The 18658-nt window shown below is 38.5% G+C and carries 10 protein-coding genes and 1 pseudogene; 10 read left to right on the top strand and 1 reads right to left on the bottom strand.

What is annotated here, in order from left to right:
- Positions 1-265: 265 nt before the first annotated feature.
- The gene (locus tag AC1F2U_RS32445) at positions 266-388 is read right to left on the bottom strand and encodes a hypothetical protein (protein WP_480264880.1); all 123 of its coding nucleotides are present in this window, start codon (positions 386-388) and stop codon (positions 266-268) included.
- Between the two features lie 45 nt (positions 389-433).
- On the opposite strand from AC1F2U_RS32445, the pseudogene AC1F2U_RS32440 reads away from it, so the two are divergent.
- The 10 genes and pseudogenes from AC1F2U_RS32440 to AC1F2U_RS32395 form a co-directional block, all read left to right on the top strand.
- Positions 434-598: pseudogene (locus tag AC1F2U_RS32440) on the top strand (IS701 family transposase); the annotation flags it as partial.
- A 596-nt stretch (positions 599-1194) separates the two neighbouring features.
- A complete protein-coding gene (locus AC1F2U_RS32435) occupies positions 1195-3501 on the top strand; it encodes a TOMM precursor leader peptide-binding protein (RefSeq protein WP_480264879.1) in 2307 nt (768 codons plus the stop codon).
- Positions 3502-3876: 375 nt separating this feature from the next.
- On the top strand, positions 3877-4146 hold the full coding sequence (locus AC1F2U_RS32430) for a hypothetical protein (protein ID WP_480264878.1): 270 nt from the start codon (positions 3877-3879) through the stop codon (positions 4144-4146).
- 131 nt (positions 4147-4277) lie between these two features.
- Positions 4278-5216, top strand: coding sequence for a glycoside hydrolase family 25 protein (locus AC1F2U_RS32425; RefSeq protein WP_480264877.1), 939 nt, complete (start codon positions 4278-4280; stop codon positions 5214-5216).
- A gap of 81 nt (positions 5217-5297) precedes the next feature.
- Positions 5298-6212 (top strand): peptidoglycan-binding domain-containing protein, encoded by a 915-nt coding sequence (locus tag AC1F2U_RS32420; RefSeq protein ID WP_480264876.1) that lies wholly within the window; start codon positions 5298-5300, stop codon positions 6210-6212.
- A gap of 323 nt (positions 6213-6535) precedes the next feature.
- On the top strand, positions 6536-7624 hold the full coding sequence (locus tag AC1F2U_RS32415; RefSeq protein ID WP_480264875.1) for an amidohydrolase family protein: 1089 nt from the start codon (positions 6536-6538) through the stop codon (positions 7622-7624).
- Between the two features lie 28 nt (positions 7625-7652).
- Entirely contained in the window at positions 7653-8828 is a 1176-nt protein-coding gene (locus AC1F2U_RS32410) for a hypothetical protein (RefSeq protein ID WP_480264874.1), read from the top strand.
- 390 nt (positions 8829-9218) lie between these two features.
- Entirely contained in the window at positions 9219-15041 is a 5823-nt protein-coding gene (locus AC1F2U_RS32405; protein ID WP_480264873.1) for an AAA family ATPase, read from the top strand.
- Positions 15042-15202: 161 nt separating this feature from the next.
- Complete coding sequence (locus AC1F2U_RS32400; protein WP_480264872.1) at positions 15203-16585, top strand: AAA-like domain-containing protein; 1383 nt, start codon at positions 15203-15205, stop codon at positions 16583-16585.
- A gap of 447 nt (positions 16586-17032) precedes the next feature.
- Entirely contained in the window at positions 17033-18505 is a 1473-nt protein-coding gene (locus AC1F2U_RS32395; protein WP_480264871.1) for a malectin domain-containing carbohydrate-binding protein, read from the top strand.
- Positions 18506-18658: the final 153 nt, after the last annotated feature.

Below are 18658 nucleotides of genomic sequence, written 5' to 3'. Positions count from 1 at the left end.
AGTGAACCACGAGTCCGTAAACGTCGCCCAAAAATTTATCCTTTGATGACCAAACCCCGGCATGAATTACGAAATCTTTTGAAAACTGCTTAACCACAATTGTTTCAGCTTTTCTTAGTGCCATTCGGCTATGACCACAGTTATTATTTCATCGCCAGTTTTATTGAAGATCATATCCGCCACCATGCGCTCGCTTTTAAAAAACTAGACCGGAAAACAGGAATTCAGATTTGACACTTTTCTTAAGTTTTATATTGAACAGGACTTACGCAACTGGCACAATGCGATCGCCGATTACTAGTACATAAGTATTATTGGAATCTGATTCCGAAAGCCTTGTATTCGTAATAGAAGCTGGTGTATTGGAAGCAAAGCATGAAATATTCATGAGAAAATAGGTAGAGGTTGTATGAGATAAATGTTGCTTACGGGAATGAGATTTACTAAGCTTAATTACTACCAATACTTATTAAGTAGTCAAATTAATTATCCGATGACCAATTTGGCAGAGCATTTGGAGACTATTAGCCATGATGCAATTAACTACTATTTAAAGAGAGAAAAGTTAACACTTCGATTACTCTGGGATAACGTGAAAGGGGAAGCTGAACCGTGCTTATTTGACCGATTTGGAAGGAAAAGTGCTGAATTTGTTGGAGTTTGAATATAAAAAAAGATCCCCCTCTCACTGACTTGTACACACACGATCTGCATCGAACAAGCCATCATTTGTGGTACGGTTTGTTGGTTAAAGCTAAACAACTGTTGGCGCAGCAAATAGAGATACTGCTGAACATACTGATGCTGTTTTAGGGCTATGAGGATGGTAGTAGCTAAAGTTAACTGATAAAAATAGGTGAGCTATTCCATTGCTTTTTATAAAAAGTTATGAGTTTTTATATGAGTTTTTATATTACCTTTTGAAATAATTTTAATAAAAATTGTGTAACAATAATTCAAAAGCTACCTGAGATTCATTATAAATTCCGTTAAAATACAATGGGTGGAAATCTATTTTACTTATCAACTATCATTAATTAATTGTGCCCAAATTTGATTTCTAATTTTACTAAATAATTTTAAACATATTTATATGTGTAAAAAAGTAATAAAATCAATAAAAATTAACTACAAGTTAATTCTACTAAAATTACACTTTAATTAGTATAGTAAACAAACAATTAATAAAGCTCAATGGAACTTAAAATTCAATTCAATCCTTGTTATTCTGTTCAAACTATAGAAGTAGACAATATCTTTTTTTTGTCAGAAAGAGAAAAAGTCTGGTTAAACGATCATCTTTCTCATACTTTAGCTACTTTCATCGATGGTGAACGCAATATTGACGAAATTATTGATACCATTCAACAGTCGCTACTGCAAGACCCAAAATCTTTACAGTCAGCTACCACTTTTTTCCAAGAAGTTCTCAATGTGAGTATTCAAGCCCAATATGCTTTATTACAAATGCAACAAAAGGGCTATATTCTTCAAGAAGATAACTCTCTGGCATCGCACTTAGACATCTTCTGTCATCATCTTAATATTGCTCCCATAGTAGCCCATCAAAGATTGCGATCGACTAAAGTAGTAGTAAAAGCATTAGGTTCGGTTGCTGCTGAAGACCTGATTGCTGTGCTTGAGTCTCTGCAAATTCAAGTAGCAGACGAAGGTGATTTGACAGTAGTTTTAACCGATGATTATCTCAATCTTGAGCTAGATAAGTTCAATCAACAAGCCTTAAAATCCCAATCTCCTTGGATACTGGTTAAGCCATTAGGGACAATAGTCTGGATTGGGCCTTTATTTGATCCTCAGAAAACAGGTTGTTGGAACTGTTTAGCCCAGCGTTTGCGAGAGAATAGACCGATTGAAGGGTTTATTGAGAGACAGAAGCAAATATCTTCCCCTTTAACTCCTCCTTTAGGATTTTTGCCATCTACAGTACAAACTGCTTTAGGGATGGCAGCCACAGAGGTATTTAAGTGGATTGTCCAACGGGAAAATCAACAATTAGAAAGCAGTTTGATTGCTTACGATGCGATCGCACTGCAAACTCAAAATCATGGCTGGGTGAAGCGTCCTCAATGTTCTAGTTGTGGAGAGATGGTAAATGGGTTAACCAACAATCCCCTACCTGTTGTTTTAGAACACCGCCAGAAAACCTTTACTGTCGATGGAGGACACCGTATTTGTTCGCCACAAGAAACTCTCAGGAAATATCAGCATCATATTAGCCCCATTACTGGCGTTGTGCGAGAACTAAATAAAATTCCTGGGAATGGATTAACTCATAATTACATCGCTAAACATCATTTTCTCAGTGTTTTCGACGATTGCGCTAGTTTGCGCCAAAATTTGGGGGGTAGAAGTGCGGGAAAAGGTAGGACTGACTCTCAAGCGATGGCTAGTGGTTTTTGCGAAGCAATTGAGCGATATTCTGGGGTGTTTCAAGGGTATGAAATTAGAGAAAAAGGCATTTACCAACAAATGGGAGAGAAGGCGATCCATCCCAATGTTTGTATGAACTTCAGCCAACAGCAATATCAGAATAGAGAGCAATGGAATGTTGAGTGTCAAGGTTGGTTTCAAAAAGTCCCCGAACCTTTTGATGAACAAAGAGAAATTGACTGGACTCCTGTTTGGTCTTTAACCCATCAGGAATTTAAGTATCTGCCAACGGCTTACTGCTATTATGGCTATCGACCGGACTATAAACCTGACTGTTGGGCTGATTCTAATGGATGTGCGGCGGGTAATACTCTTGAAGAAGCTATTCTGCAAGGGTTTATGGAGTTAGTAGAACGGGATGCTGTTGCGTTGTGGTGGTATAACTCTCTGCAAAAGCCGCAAGTGGATTTAGATAGTTTCGACGAGCCTTATTTTCAAAGCCTGAAGCAATATTATCAAACTATTAATCGGGAACTTTGGGTTTTAGATATTACCAGCGATCTGAATATTCCTGTGTTTGCTGCTGTGACTCGAAGAAGCGATCGCTCTGTAGAAGATATTGTTTTGGGTTATGGCGCTCATTTCGATGCCAAGATTGCTATTAGTCGAGCCTTGACTGAAGTTAACCAAATTCTACCCAACGTTTTATTTGCCAAAGCTGATGGAAGTACTCAATATCCTCCATCAGCCGATCGCTTGGCGGTAGATTGGTGGAAAACCGCAACTTTAAGCGATCAACCTTATTTAGTTGCAAGCGAGAGAATTGCTGCTAAAGTCAGTGGCGATTATCGCGAAGTTGCAAGTGACGATTTACTCGAAGATGTCAAGCTCTGTCAACAAATCGTTGAGAACAAAGGTTTAGAAATGCTCGTTTTAGATCAGACTCGTCCCGATATTGGACTGAGAGTTGCTAAAGTCATCGTTCCGGGAATGCGCCATATGTGGAAAAGGTTAGCGCCTGGACGGCTTTATGACGTTCCAGTGAAAATGAGTTGGTTGTCAGAGTCACTTACAGAAGAGCGACTCAATTCTTTTCCCATGTGGATGTGAAGTTCTCCTTAGTTAGTGATGTTATTTTTTATGAGTTTTTCTATGAGTCCTGGAATGAGTTTTATGAGTTTCAGAGACTAATAAAAAACTAATATCAAATTAAATCAGGTGGAAATCAACGCGAAGACGAAAACTTTACTCAACGCATAATTTCTCAACCTATTTAATGACAGCTTTCCTTTAACAACACCTTCTAAACAACAAAAATCACATTTTGAAACGAGAAAATCATGGCAACCTACACAGTCGAAGCTTTGGAACAATTTACTCCAGTAGAGGCTGAGGGTCTGGAATTTGAATCAGCAGAGATGGAAGGAAAGTATTCAAGCTGAGGCAATGTATAACTAAAAAATGAATTACAACAGGAAGTAAAACGTGTCACAATCACCAAAATCACCATCATCAGCACCCCAAGATTCGATCGAAAATTCGATATCTTCACCCATTCAAGCAGCATTTATTAAAAATTGGAAAACCACAACGATTGCAATAACCCTCTCCTTCAGTGGCTTTGTAGCATTCTCACCTAGTATGTTTGGTGGTGAACAAGCACCTTTAGTTCAGGTCTGTAAATATGTGACAGCTGGAGGACTCGCTACTCTTGGTATTGTTTCTAAAGATTTCAATGTAATAGGTCGAGGTTAAGAAACGTTGTAAAGTCAAAAAACTTACTCAGAGGGATACTGTTAGATGTAGTTACTACAGACGTAATCAAAAAAGATATTGGCTTTGATTCCTCACTCATTACGCATCAAGACCTCTATTGGAGAAATTTTATGTCTATTAAATTCACACTCCCAACTAATCTTTCTCACCTAAAACTCGGTGAAGCGATCGCATTTCAAGGTATATCCGATAATGGAGTCACTAAAGTCGAGTTACTCGCAGATGATAAGTTTAAACTAGGAGAAACAGGAGTTTATGACGGTACTTGGACAATTAGTTATCCCTTCAATCGTGCGGGTAAACGTCGGATAGTTGCTAATGGGTTAGATGCGAATCAACAACAAATTAGCAGCGATGCAGTTGATGTTTTCTTGGTTGGTGCGAGACAGAATGAACTCGGTATCGATATTTACAGCAATAATGGCAACTCAATTGATTGGCAAACAGTCAAAAACAGCGATATTTCCTTTGCATTTGCCAAAGCAACTGAAGGTGAAACCTTCGTAGATAGTCAATTTGCAAAACATTGGAAAAGTATGAAAGCTGCCGGATTAATTCGGGGTGCATATCATTTCTTTCGACCACTAAAAGACCCCAAATTACAAGCAGACAACTTTTTGAAACAAATCCAAGATTTGGAAATAGGTGATTTACCGCCCGTTTTAGATATCGAACATTATCCAGAAAAAATTGCCTTGGAATGGCAACAAGTCAGTCTGAATCAGCGAATTGATATTGTCCAACAATGGTTAGATAAAGTCGAGTCAGCCACTGGTCGCAAACCGATAATCTACAGCAGTCCTAGTTTTTGGGATGAATATATGGAAGACTCGCAAGCTTTTATCAATTATCCCTTGTGGTTAGCTCACTATACAGATAAACCCGAACCAACTGTTCCAGCTAACAATTGGGGTGGAAAAGGATGGACTATTTGGCAGTATACAGAAAGTGGTACTGTCGCAGGTGTCAATGGCTTTGTTGACAGAAATCGCTTTAATAGCTCGTTTGACGATTTAGTTGCATTTGTTAAAGATTCGTTGATTGCATAAACTTATCTTTTTTACCTAGCGACTAAATCATCCTAGATGTATCTACATGATCTACCAACTTATTAACCAGGTTTTTTAATTATGAAACTCCAAGACTTTGCTACCCTCGACCAGAAATATGGCTTCGATGCGATCGCAGCTGACAAAGAATTAGCCCAAGATATCCAAAAGGTGTTAATTTCGTTGAAATTTTTGGAACCACCTGCTGACGGCAGCTTTGGTCCCCTTTCCACGGATGCATTAATCGAATTTGAAGAAACTTTCAATTGCCCAGAGAAAAACTTTTTGGGTAAAGAAGCAGCCAGCAAATTACTACAAACATCATCCAATGACTTACCTCAACCTAAATTAAATCTAAGTAATGACTTAGCTAGTAGTATTATTAAGTATATGCAATCAAAAGGATACCGGATTGCGACGGGAGCCAATAAATACAACATTGTCTATGTTGAAGGCTTAGATCCCGATGGTAAGTTAAACGATGATGCTCCGAACTGTTTCAATGATTTGCGGATGATACTAGAAATTATTGATGGTAAACCGATTATTAGAGGTAAATGGGAAGGAACAACCGAACCTGGTACTCACTACACTATAAATCCAATGAGTCCGAGTGGAGCAGCACGTATTGCTTTTGGACAGTATAAATCTTGGCAAGTAGGCATTCATTACGGTGGTGGCTCAGAGCCTCATGAAGCACTAGTTCAGGTACAACCAATTACAGTCTATCGAGACAAAAACAAAGATTCTATACGCTCTGGCGATAAAACCGAGACGGGAAAATTTGAAATTGACCAACATTGGGGATTCGACTATCGTCGTAACGATATTTCTTATGCAAGTGCAGGCTGTCTTGTTGGACGTACTCGCGCAGGTCATAAGGAATTTATGCATATTCTCAAGCAGGATAAGCGCTATCTGAGAAATAATAAGTACACCTTCCAGACAACAATTATTCCTGGGGATGAATTAAGGAAACTATTTCAGTGGGAGTGAGAGTTTTAAAGCAACCGACATATAAATCCGTAGGGTGGAATGTCACTTACTTAAGCTAAAAAACTTGAGCGTAGGTTGGGTTCCTCCACCCAACCCAACAACTTTTCTTATTTATGTTGGGTTACGCTTACGCTCCACCCAACCTAGAGTTCTTAAGTAAGCGCCATTCATCTAACTTTGAACCGGGCACAGTATAAGGTGCGTTTGCTTTGTACAGATATTAAGGTAGTAGAGGGGAAGTAGTTCTCAAGGATAGTTATGCAGAAAGGAATAACACGACTGAGCAGCTTGAATTGTTTTCCGAGCCAGATTGATTACAGATCATGATAAACGGATATTCGATTATTGATGCGGATTCCCACGTTATTGAACCTCCCAGTATGTGGGCTGAATATCTCGAACCAGAATTTAAACAATTTGCCCCCTCAGCAGACATGAAAATTCAAGGGGTAGACATTGTAAAAAAAGTCTCTAGGCAAGTTCGAGATAAGGGGAATAAGCAGATGATGTCAGCTCATCCTAATGCTTATTTCCAAGGCTACAATGTCGAGTCTCACGTTCAAGAGATGGTGCTGATGGGGATCGATCTGGCATTCCTTTATCCAACTTATGGATTGTGGCTTTGGGCGATTGATACTATGCAACCAGAAGTTGCTGGCGCTTTTACCCGCGCTTACAACAATTGGTTAAAAGACTTTTGCAGTTACGCTCCAGATAAATTGAAGGGGGTAGGAGCAATTAATCTGCACGCACCAGAGTCAATGGTGCATGAATTACATAGAATTGTTGATTTTGGCTGGAAAGCCGTTTTTTTACGCCCTAACCCCGTCAAAGGAAGACTATTGAGCGACTCTGCTTACGAGCCTTTTTGGACAGAATGCGAACAATTAGGCATAGCAGTAGGCATTCACGAAGGGACTCACAGTCGTTTGCCAACTACTGGTACAGAAAGGTTTAACACTCGTTTTGCTACCCATGCTTGCTCTCATCCGATGGAACAGATGATGGCTTTATTAGCCTTGATTGAAGGAGGGGTGTTAGAACGTCATCCAAAACTGAAAGTGGCTTTTCTGGAGTCCGGTTGTGGCTGGCTTCCCTATTGGCTGTGGCGACTAGATGAAGAGTATGAAAATTTAGCTTGGGAGGATACAATTCATGATAATGTCAAAATCAAGCCATCAGAGTATTTTCGTCGCCAGTGCTTTATTGCCATAGAGCCTTCAGAACCATTACTGGTACAGGTGATCGAATATATTGGCACGGATAAGTTAATCTTTGGTTCGGATTATCCCCATATGGATCACAAGCCGAACATCGTTGCAGAAATGGTAAAGCTTGAGGAAAAATTATCGAAAGAAACTGTGCAAAATATTCTTTGGGATAACCCTCGCCGTTTTTACAATTTGTCTTGAATTACAGATTATATAGGAGCGAAAGATAATGTCGAATTTACCATCATCATTTGATTCAATGCAAGGATCGGTCGAAGGCATTAATGGAGAATCATCAGAAGAAGGACAATGGTATAAAGCCAATACAGTTTACCAGATATTAGAAATAAGCAAGCCTCGTGAAGAAGAAAAGACAGAAGATAAAAATATAGTTACAACTATATTAGTAAAAGAAAGAGGTAATGGAGATGGAAATATTCAACCAGACAGTTTCGATGTGTGTCTCCTTGATCAGGAGACAATAAAAAAGCTTCAAGATTATCCAAATTATCCAAAAAAAGGCGATGGCAAGAATATCTCTTCATATTTGCCCTCATCAGGAGCCATTTTTTCAGAAGGTTTTTTCAATGCATTATCTAACGTTGATACTAAAAAAGTTGAACAAATTGAGATAAGTAATTTTTATCATCCGATGCGGACTCTACTATATAGCCGTAAAATATCTCAATTGATTTCTAAAACTTGGTGGTCTTATATAGAAGCACAAAAGAACGACAAGAAAATATGGGAAAATTTTAGGAATGGTAATTGGGATGAGATTATTGAGTCTAATATTAGCGTTGAGTCTAATATCAGTGGTCTTGATATTTTAGATGGTCTTATAGCTAGAGAAATTTTTCTGTGGGGTGGGGGAGATTCTCCTGATCAACCCGATCCCGATCATGAAAATAACTTTTACTCGCCTTTAAAGGAGTCTTCAACTAGTAAAAACCAAGCAAGATTTTTAATTTTACCTAACAACAGAGGTTGGCAAGGAATTTCTTTATCACTCTTATTAGCTGGACAAGCATATTACAAAAGAAAAGATAAATACTCTGATAAATACCACCAAATTTCCCAACCTATTTTTAGTACAGGTGAAATCACTATGCTGCATAGTTTAGAGGTAGATTGGAGTAAATTTCATGGTGACATCAAAGAAATTATAATCCGCCATGACAAACCTTGGGTAGGTTATCATATTGTTATCCCCTATCCTCCAATACCTTATTATGCTGATCAAGAAGATATTAAAAAATGGGCGTGGGCCAAAGAAGAGTATTTAAACGAAGTTCCAAAAAACGAACGTCATTTTCCTTTTTATATAAAGGAAAATAACAAATATTTAATAGATGTGGACTATTTTAAGCCTCCTTATCCCTATATTCCACTCAGTTGTAGTTAATTTAAAAAGTCACTCCCTAAACATAAGTAGTATATGTTTTTATTTTGACTTTATTTAACTTGTAGGGGTAAAGGTAGCAAAGCTGCAACAAAGTGCCATGTAATAGCTCAAACCCTGACTCACACGGGAGTTAAAAAAATTTTTGACTCTAAAAATCCCAAGCCGCATCAAGTTAGAGTCGTTTGTTCATATCTAAGCGGAATATGCCATTAGGATTGATATGCTGCCAAATCAACAGAGTCAACGTCCGCACCATCCTATAAGGATCATTCGCTTCTCCTAGACTGACTCAGCTAAAACTTTCTTAGATGTTGTGCTGTAGTGTACAATGTAGCTCCAATGAATGATAAAATCCTGGAAAGCCTTGATAAAAAAAGATTCCAGGATTTTATGAACTTTCATATGAATCGTCAGCTAAACAATATTAACAATATTAAAGCAGACTACGAGATTATTCAAAAAATCTATGAAAGTGCTAATTCATTAGTTTATCGAGGAATTTTTAAGCCTAATATTCAACCTGTTATCTTAAAGATTCTCAAAGAAAACTACCCCACTCCCTCAGAACTAAATCGATATAAGCAAGAATATGAAATTACTCGCTCCTTAAATAACGATGGAGTTATTAAAACATATGATTTGCAGCGATACGAAAATAGTTTAGTCATGTTCTTAGAATACTTTGGAGGTGTATCTTTAAAATTGTTAATGCGCGATCGCCAATTTAGTCTCAAGGAATTTCTCTCTATTGCCATCAAAACTACTGATAGTTTGGCTACTATTCACGCTGCCAATATTATTCACAAAGATATTAATCCCTCTAATATTGTCTATAACCTAGAAACAGAACAACTCAAAATCATCGATTTCGGCATCTCTACCTCTTTAGCGTGGGAAAATCAGACAGTTGGCAATATTGATCGATTAGAAGGAACTTTAGCTTATATTGCTCCAGAGCAAACTGGAAGAATGAACCGAGGGATAGATTACCGCAGCGATTTTTATTCCTTGGGTGCTACCTTTTACGAATTGCTGACTAATCAACTACCTTTTGCAACTACTGACCCTATAGAATTAGTTCATTGTCATATAGCTCAACAACCTGTTCCCCCACATAAACTTGTAGAAACGTTAAATACACCGTCTCAACTAATACCTAAAACCGTTTCAGACATTGTGATGAAATTGTTGGCAAAAACCCCAGAAGAACGATACCAAAGTGCTTGGGGAATCAAAGCCGACTTGGAAATCTGTCGCGATCGCTTACGGAGTTTAGGGCAAATTGACGAGTTTGGTTTAGGAACTCAGGATATTTGCGAGCGCTTTGTCATTCCTGAAAAACTTTACGGTAGAGAAGAAGAAGTTACGCAACTATTAACTACTTTTGAGCGAGTCAGTCAAGGTAGCACTGAGACAATACTGGTTTCTGGTTATTCGGGAATTGGCAAAACTGCCTTAGTTAATGAAGTTCATAAACCGATATTACGCCAGCGAGGGTATTTTATTAGTGGAAAATTCGATCAGTTGCAGCGAGATACTCCTTATGGAGCGATCACCTTAGCCTTTCAAGACTTAATACGCCAGTTGCTTACCGAATCTGAAGCAGCATTACAAACTTGGAAACGAGAACTTTTAGTAGCTTTGAATCCTAATGCTCAGATCATTATTGATGTAATTCCTGAAGTGGAGCAGATTATCGGTAAACAGCAGCCAGTTGAGCTATTAGGATCAACTGAGGCTCAACAAAATCGATTTAACTTATTCTTTCAAAGATTTATTGGTGTTTTTAGCAAAAAAGAACACCCTTTAGTTATCTTTATAGACGATTTACAGTGGGCAGATTTAGCATCTCTGAAGTTAATTGAGTTATTAATAACTGATGTTGACAGCCAATATATATTGATAATTGGAGCTTACCGAGATAATGAAGTCGATGCAATTCATCCTTTAATACAAACCTTAGAGCAAATTAAAAAAGACGGTGCTAAGGTCAATAATATTTTACTGCAACCATTAAAAATCCTATATATCAACCAATTAATTGCCGATACTTTAAGTTGCTCGATAGAAAAGTCAAAACATCTTGCAGAATTAGTAAGTAATAAAACTCAAGGTAATCCTTTTTTCTTGACTCAATTACTCCAATTTTTGTACAGAGAAAATATTTTCTCGTTTGACCAAATTAAAAATTCTTGGTGCTGGAATATTAAGGATATCAAAAGAGTAGAAATAACTGATAATGTCGTTGATTTAACTATCGCTAAGATTACCAACTTGGATGAAAAGACTCAGAAAATTTTGCAATTAGCAGCTTGTATTGGCAACAAATTTAATTTAGAAGTTCTTTCTGTAGTCAATAACAAATCTCAAATAACTACAGCTAGAGAACTTCAAGCAGCAATAAAGGCAGGCTTGATTTTACCTCTGAGTAATGACTATAAAATACCTCTGCTTTGGAATCAGGAAGAATTATCAAGGGAGACTTCTGAAATATTCGATGCTTTTAGTCCTAAAATTCCTAAATATATTCCCTATAAATTTTTGCACGATAGAGTCCAGCAAGCTGCCTATGCTTTGATTCCAGAAGAAGAGAAAAAAGTAGTTCATCTGCAAATAGGTCGTCTTCTACTCGAAAATACTCAAGAAAATAAATTAGAGGAAAATATTTTTGATATTGTCAATCAACTAAACGAAGGGGTTGAATTAATTACTGAGTGCTCAGAAAGAGATAATTTAGCCAAATTAAATCTTCAAGCTGGTAAAAGGGCGAAAGCATCAACAGCTTATCAACCTGCCCTGAGGTATTTAGAAACTGGGTTAGCATTATTATCACAAAATAGTTGGGAAAAACAGTATAAATTAACTTTAGAAATTTATGTAAAAACTTTAGAATTACTCTACTTAAATACTAAGTACGATCAAATTGAATATTTTTCAGAAACTATTCTAAAACAAGCTAATAATATTCTCGATATGGTCGAAGTTTATAATATAAAGATATTTTATTATTTTGCTATATTAGACAGTCATCGCGCAATAGATAATGCCCTTAATATTTTATCAAAACTAGGAATAGATATCTATAATAAAACTATCGATATAAATGAGAAAGTTGAGCAACAAGAAAAATATATTAAATCACTCTTTCCAAACAAAAAAATAGAATATTTAGCTAATCTACCTGTAATAACTGACAAATATAAACTAGCAGCTATACAAATCTTACAGCAGATAATACCGCCTACGTTTACTGCCAACTTTTCATTGTTCGTTCAGGTAATATTAACCCTACTTAAGCTTTGTCTTAAAGATGGAAATTATCCTCAAGCTTCTATGACCTATAGTTATTATGGACTACTTCTTTGTGGAATAAGAAAGGATATGAATTATGGATATAAGTTTGGAGAATTGTCTCTCAAGTTACTAAATAAATGTGATAGTTCTCAATCGGAGTCTCTAACTATTCATGTATATTATGGATTTATCTGGCACTGGAAAATATTTCTTAAAGAAAAAGTGGCACGAGATAAATTGTTAAGTACTTTTCAGAAAGGAATAAATATAGGAGATCGTGAGTATTCTGGTTATGTATCTATAGACTATTGCTTGATCGAGTTTTTTGGGGGAGATCATTTAAAACAAGTTGAAAATGATGAAATAAAATATACTGCATTTACGAAAAAATATAAGCAAAAATATTTAACTGATTATCTAGACATTTTTAAAAAAACAGTTAAATTTTTAACCATAAAATCTAACAATAAAGATTTTTTTTTAATGGGTGATTCTCAACAAGAAGAAGAAAAAAATATTCAAGAATATGTTAAATGTTCTAACCAATGGTTATTATATACTTTCTATTTAAATAAAACAATAATTTACTATTTTTTTGGAGATTTATATCATGCTATTGATAATACAATTAATACAGAAAAATATATAGAAAGTATTGGCTCATATTTAACTGCACCACAGCATAACTTATACTCTTCTCTTTCCTTCCTTGGTTATTATCATAATTGTAATCTAGAGCAAAAAAAAACAATTTTAAAACAAGTAGAAAAAAATCAGCAAGATCTAAAAAGATGGGCTGATGACTGCTCCGCTAACTTTCAAAATAAATACGATTTAGTAGAAGCAGAGAAAGCACGAGTTTTGGGGCAAAATTGGCAAGCTCAAGAATTTTATGAAAAAGCAATTCAAGGTGCTAAAAAATCTGAATTTATTCACGAAGAAGCCATAGCTTACGAACGTGCAGCAGAATTTTATCTGTCTCTGGGTAGAGAAGAAATAGGTAAACTATACTTAAGAAATGCCTATCATTGTTATAGTCGCTGGGGTGCAAAAGCCAAAGTTAAAGCTTTAGAATTAGAGTACCCACAGTTTCTAATGGATATAAACAACCGAAAAGAAAAGCAAAGCATTAATACAACTGAATCTACTAGTGGTACAAATCCCCAAGCACTCGATATCATCACAGTCACAAAAGCATCTCAAGTATTAGCTAGCGAAATTAAACTAGACCAACTGCTGGCTAAGTTAATGAAAACTGTAATTGAAAATGGAGGTGCTCAAAAAGGCTTTCTGATACTGGAAAAAGATCATAAATGGGCGATCGAAGCTGAAGGGACAGTAGATTCTGATGATGTGACTCTACTGCGATCGCTTCCCATTGACTCTGTAGATGGCGACAAACAGACACCTATCCTACCAGTTGCAATCTTTAACTATGTTGCCCGTACTCAAGAAAATGTAGTTCTTAATAACGCTACCGAAGAAGAACAGTTTATCCGCGATCCCTACATCGTCGCCACTCAACCAAAATCGATTCTCTGTACTCCTTTGTTAAATCAAGGTAAACTAAGCGGTATTTTATATTTAGAAAACAATTTAACCACAGATGCATTTACTAGCGATCGCATTGAAGTTTTAAGAATTCTTTCTGCTCAAGCTGCTATTTCCATTGAAAATGCCCGTCTCTACGGACAGTTAGAAGATTATAACCGAAATCTAGAGCTAAGAGTAGAAGAGCGCACTCAAGAACTCTCACAAACCCTAGAAATTCTCAAAGCCACCCAAGCCGAACTGCTCTTTGAAAACGAGTTACTCAAAAGTGGCGAACAACCCTCTACCTTTGATTATCAAGTGGGAGGAAGTTTGCCGATGGATGCTCCTACTTATGTTGTGCGTTCAGCAGACCGTTATCTCTATAAGGCGTTGAAGCGCGGGGAATTTTGTTACATTCTCAATCCTCGGCAGATGGGCAAGTCAAGTCTGATGGTACGCATGATACATCACCTCCGGCATGAGGGATTTAGCTGCGGGGCGATCGATCTGACCCGTATTGGTAGCGAAAACGTCACGCCTGACCAATGGTACAAAGGCTTAACAGTAGAGCTATGGCGAAGTTTTGGTTTATTAAGAAAGGTTAATCTAAAAACTTGGTGGCAAGAGCAAGGAGATATTTCTCCAGTTCAGAGGTTGAGTCAATTTATTGAAGAAGTTTTGCTAGTTGAAGTTGCTCAAGAAAATGATACTATATCTAAAAACTTGATAATTTTTATCGATGAAATTGATAGCTTCTTAAGTTTAAAATTCCCAGTTAATGACTTTTTCGCGCTAATTCGCTCTTGCTATAATCTACGTAGTATTAATCCAGAGTATCGACGTTTAACCTTTGCTCTTTTTGGAGTAGCTACCCCTGGTGACTTAATTACTGACCACCAGAGAACGCCTTTTAACATCGGTCAGACCATTCAATTGGAAGGGTTTAAAGAGCATGAAGCGCAACCTCTACTTCAAGGATTGACCGAAAAAGTGAGCAATCCTCAAACAGTTTTAAAAGAAGTCTTAGCCTGGACTAATGGCCAGCCCTTTTTAACTCAAAAGCTCTGTAAACTCATCCGCAATTCTTCATCTCCTATCCCTACCAATAGAGAAGCCGAATGGATTGAAAATTTGCTGCAAAGGTCGGTAATACAAAATTGGGAATCACAGGATGAACCAGAGCATTTTAGAACCATCCGCGATCGTCTTCTCAAAAGTAAACAATCCGTTCGGCTACTAGAACTCTACCGTCAAATTTTGCATCAAGGAGAGATTATTGCAGTTGATAGTTCAGAGGAAAGAGAATTGCTTTTGTCAGGGCTAGTAGTCAAGCAACAGGGAAAATTGAGAGTTCAGAACCGTATTTATGAATCTATTTTTGTTTGATTTACGAAAACTTTTGTTTAATCTGAAAAGTCAAAGAAGAGGTCTATCCTTCTGGGTAATTTAATTTGTCTAAGCAATACTTTTGTACTAATAAATGGCAGATATTGTGTTACTTGCGTAACTCATGTTATCTTTATCAGTAGCATTTGTCTGTAATCTCTATGAACCTTGATAGTCTCTTTGAGATTGTTGACCGCCTGCTAATTGAGAGCCACAATCGCCCCCTTAATTCCACAGAAAATCTGGTTTTGCGTGGGATCTGGCAGTATAAAACTTATAACCAAATAGCTATAGAGGCAGGATATAGTCCTGGTTACTTTACCAATGTTGTTGCCCCAGAGTTGTTTGGGCGACTCTCTGAGGTCATTGGCCAGCGCGTGACCAAGAAAAACTGTCAGGTGCTGCTGGAATCTTATGCCATCGTTGAAGCAGCTCCAAATACAAAACTTTTGAAACAAGACCTGACGCAATTTCCCCCCACAGTTAATCAGGATACGTCACCTTGCTACCCCAGCGGCTCAGTTCCTCTCGCCTCTCCCTTTTACCTCAAACGTTCTTACCTTGAGAAGCAAATCTATCAAGAAATTAAGAAACCAGGAGCGTTAATCAGGATCAAAGCTCCCAGAGAAATGGGCAAAACTTCACTGCTGCTGAGGATTCTTGACTATGCCAAGCACGAGGGTTACTGCACTATCAGTTTGAATCTAGAACAAGTCGAGCAGACAATTCTGAGCGACTTGAATCAACTTTTGCGCTGGTTGTGTGCCAATATCGCCCGCCAGCTTCAGCTTCAACCAATGTTAGACGAGTATTGGGATGAAGATTTGGGAAGTAAAGTTAGCTGCACCGTCTACTTTCAAGAATATCTACTAGAGTCAATTAATACTCCCCTGATCTTGGCGTTGGATGAAGTGAACCATATTTTCGAGCATCCCCAAGTAGCGAAGGATTTTCTACCTCTGTTGCGTTCTTGGTACGAAGAAGCGAAAAGACTGCCCATTTGGCAAAAGCTTCGTCTACTCGTGGTTCACTCAACAGATATTTATGTTCCTCTTGAACTTAATCAGTCTCCTTTCAATGTAGGGTTACCGATTCAGTTAGACAACTTTAGCCAAAAAGAGGTACAGCAGTTAGCCCAATGCTATGGACTCAATTGGACAGATGGAGAAGGAGCTAGACAATTAATGGCAATGGTCGGGGGACATCCGGCACTAGTAAATTTAGCTCTCTATCATCTGAGTCGAAACGAGGTAACTCTGTCGCAGCTATTAGAAACTGCTCCCACTGCTAGCAAAATTTATTCAAATCACTTGCAGCGTCACTGGGCAACCTTGCAAAAACAGCCTGAGTTAGCACAAGCTTTTGATAAGGTTCTGAATGCTAATGAAGCTATTCTCTTAGATCCCATCCTTACTCACAAGTTAAGCAGTATGGGGTTGATTAAACTTTCTGGATCTGAAGCGATCGTAAGTTGTGAATTGTATCGGCGATTTTTTACAAAAAAAGAGCAGCATTTGGCGTTGCAGAATCAAAATATGAATTAGAACTCACTCCTATTTCTGATCCTACGCAATTCTTGAGAGTACAGGTGCTTAGTACAGCTTTGCGTAAAATCATGGCGAATTGAGGGTTAAAATTTAAACACAAAGGGGTGCAGAGGTTAGGGCAGAGCCACGCAGAGATTTCACTATGAGTTAATGAGATATTGTACTTATTTACAAGTTATTTTAAGAACATTTCTATTTAGGGATGTTATTTTTCATGAGTTTTACTATGAGTTATGGGATGAGTTTTATGAGTTTCAGAGCCTATAAGACAACTAATATTAAAAGTAATTCACTGCAATATTATATCTAATACGAAGTTGTATAAACAATCCTACTTTTAGAGGATTTTACTACTTCAAATATTTTTTGCAACACAACCTTCTTCGGTCAAGAAATTTGAATCATAAGCAAAAATCTGATCAGTTACTTTCTTAGGAGAATTTTATGGTGAACTCAATTCGTATCAATGCTGGTGGAGGAGCGATCGGAAGCTATGGTGCAGATGCCTACTACAGTGGCGGTCAAAGTGCGTCGAGCAAGACTCTCGTCGATGCTAAGGGCGTCTATTACCCAGCAAACCAAGAAGTTTATCAGACCGAACGCTACGGCACCTTCAGCTACACCTTTTTGGATCTGACTCCCAAGGCCATCCATACTGTTAAGCTTCACTTTAACGAACACTTCTGGGACTCGGTTGACAAGCGCAAATTTAACGCTGCGATTAACGGCACGCAAGTACTATGGAATTATGACATTTTCTCCCAAGCTGGCGGCATCAATAAGGCGATCGCTGAAGAATTTGTAGTGACCTCAGATACCGGAGGGCAGATTGTCGTGAACTTCACGCCAGGCGCTGCCGATCAGCCCACAGTCAGCGGCTTTGAAATCAACCAAAACACCCCCCCGCACAACAATATGCTTTTGGGTTGCTTCCCCGGCTATGCCAATATCAACGACATAGAATCCTGGTTAGGTAAAAAGCACGCCGTGCAGGTTATGTTTACAAGCTGGGACCCGAACAGCAAGGAGCAGGCTTTCACGACGATGAACCATATCTGGGATAGTGGAAGTGTACCTGTGGTGACATGGGAAGTCTTCACCGATGACAAAAATCGCTATGCCCCAGCGAATATCGATGCCCTAATCGCCAACGGCAGTCACGATAGCTATTTGAATGACTGGGCTGACACCATGAAGAGCTTCCTGGCGGGTGCTGGCGGCGTATACGGCGATGCTGATGACCGCCGCGTCTACTTGCGGTTTGCCCATGAGATGAACGGCGACTGGTATCCCTGGTCTGCCAGCTATAAAGACTCCCAGAACACGCCCACCGATTATATCAATATGTGGCAGCATGTTTGGACGGTCTTCAAAAATAAAGGCATCGACAGTAATCATTTGCAGTGGCTCTGGACACCCATGAATACCGATGTAGGCAACCCGCTCCACAAGGCTGAGTCTTACTGGCCGGGCGATGCCTATGTTGATTGGGTCGGCATTGACGCTTACAACTGGGGCACCGGCCAGTCTTGGTCAAACTGGACACCTCCCGTCGCGCTGCTAGACGACATGATTAACCGCCTCTCCGGCTACGGCAAGGCGATCGCGATTCCAGAGTGGGGCACAACGAGTGATAACTACGGCAGCAACAATGTTGGCGCGAAGGGTCAGTGGATTGTTGAGATGTTCGACTACCTCTCGGTCAAACCCCAAATCAAGATGCTTTGTTACTTCAACATTGAGAAAGAGACTGACTGGGCTATTTTTGGCGGAGATCGCGGCGACAGCACCTATACCATAGGCTCCACCGTCCATCAGGTCTACTCTATCTACAAAGCACGAGTCGGTGCAGACTACATTATCCCAGGCAACAACAGTCCCCAACAAATAACAGATGCCCAGTTCAAAGGACTGTAAACATTCGATCCCAGAGGTCAATTGCAATCACAATGCCAAGGTCAGAGCGTTGGGCGTTTACAGTGTGCAGTAGACACTAATGTAATTCCGCTGTTAACAAATTTTACCTTGGTGCTTTGAAATGGCAAGCAATCTAGGTGTACAGTCTGTCAC

This window comes from Nostoc sp. LEGE 12454 (assembly GCF_056620565.1).
Note: the sequence above shows the minus strand (reverse complement) of the source record. Positions and strands in the feature narration are given on the sequence as shown.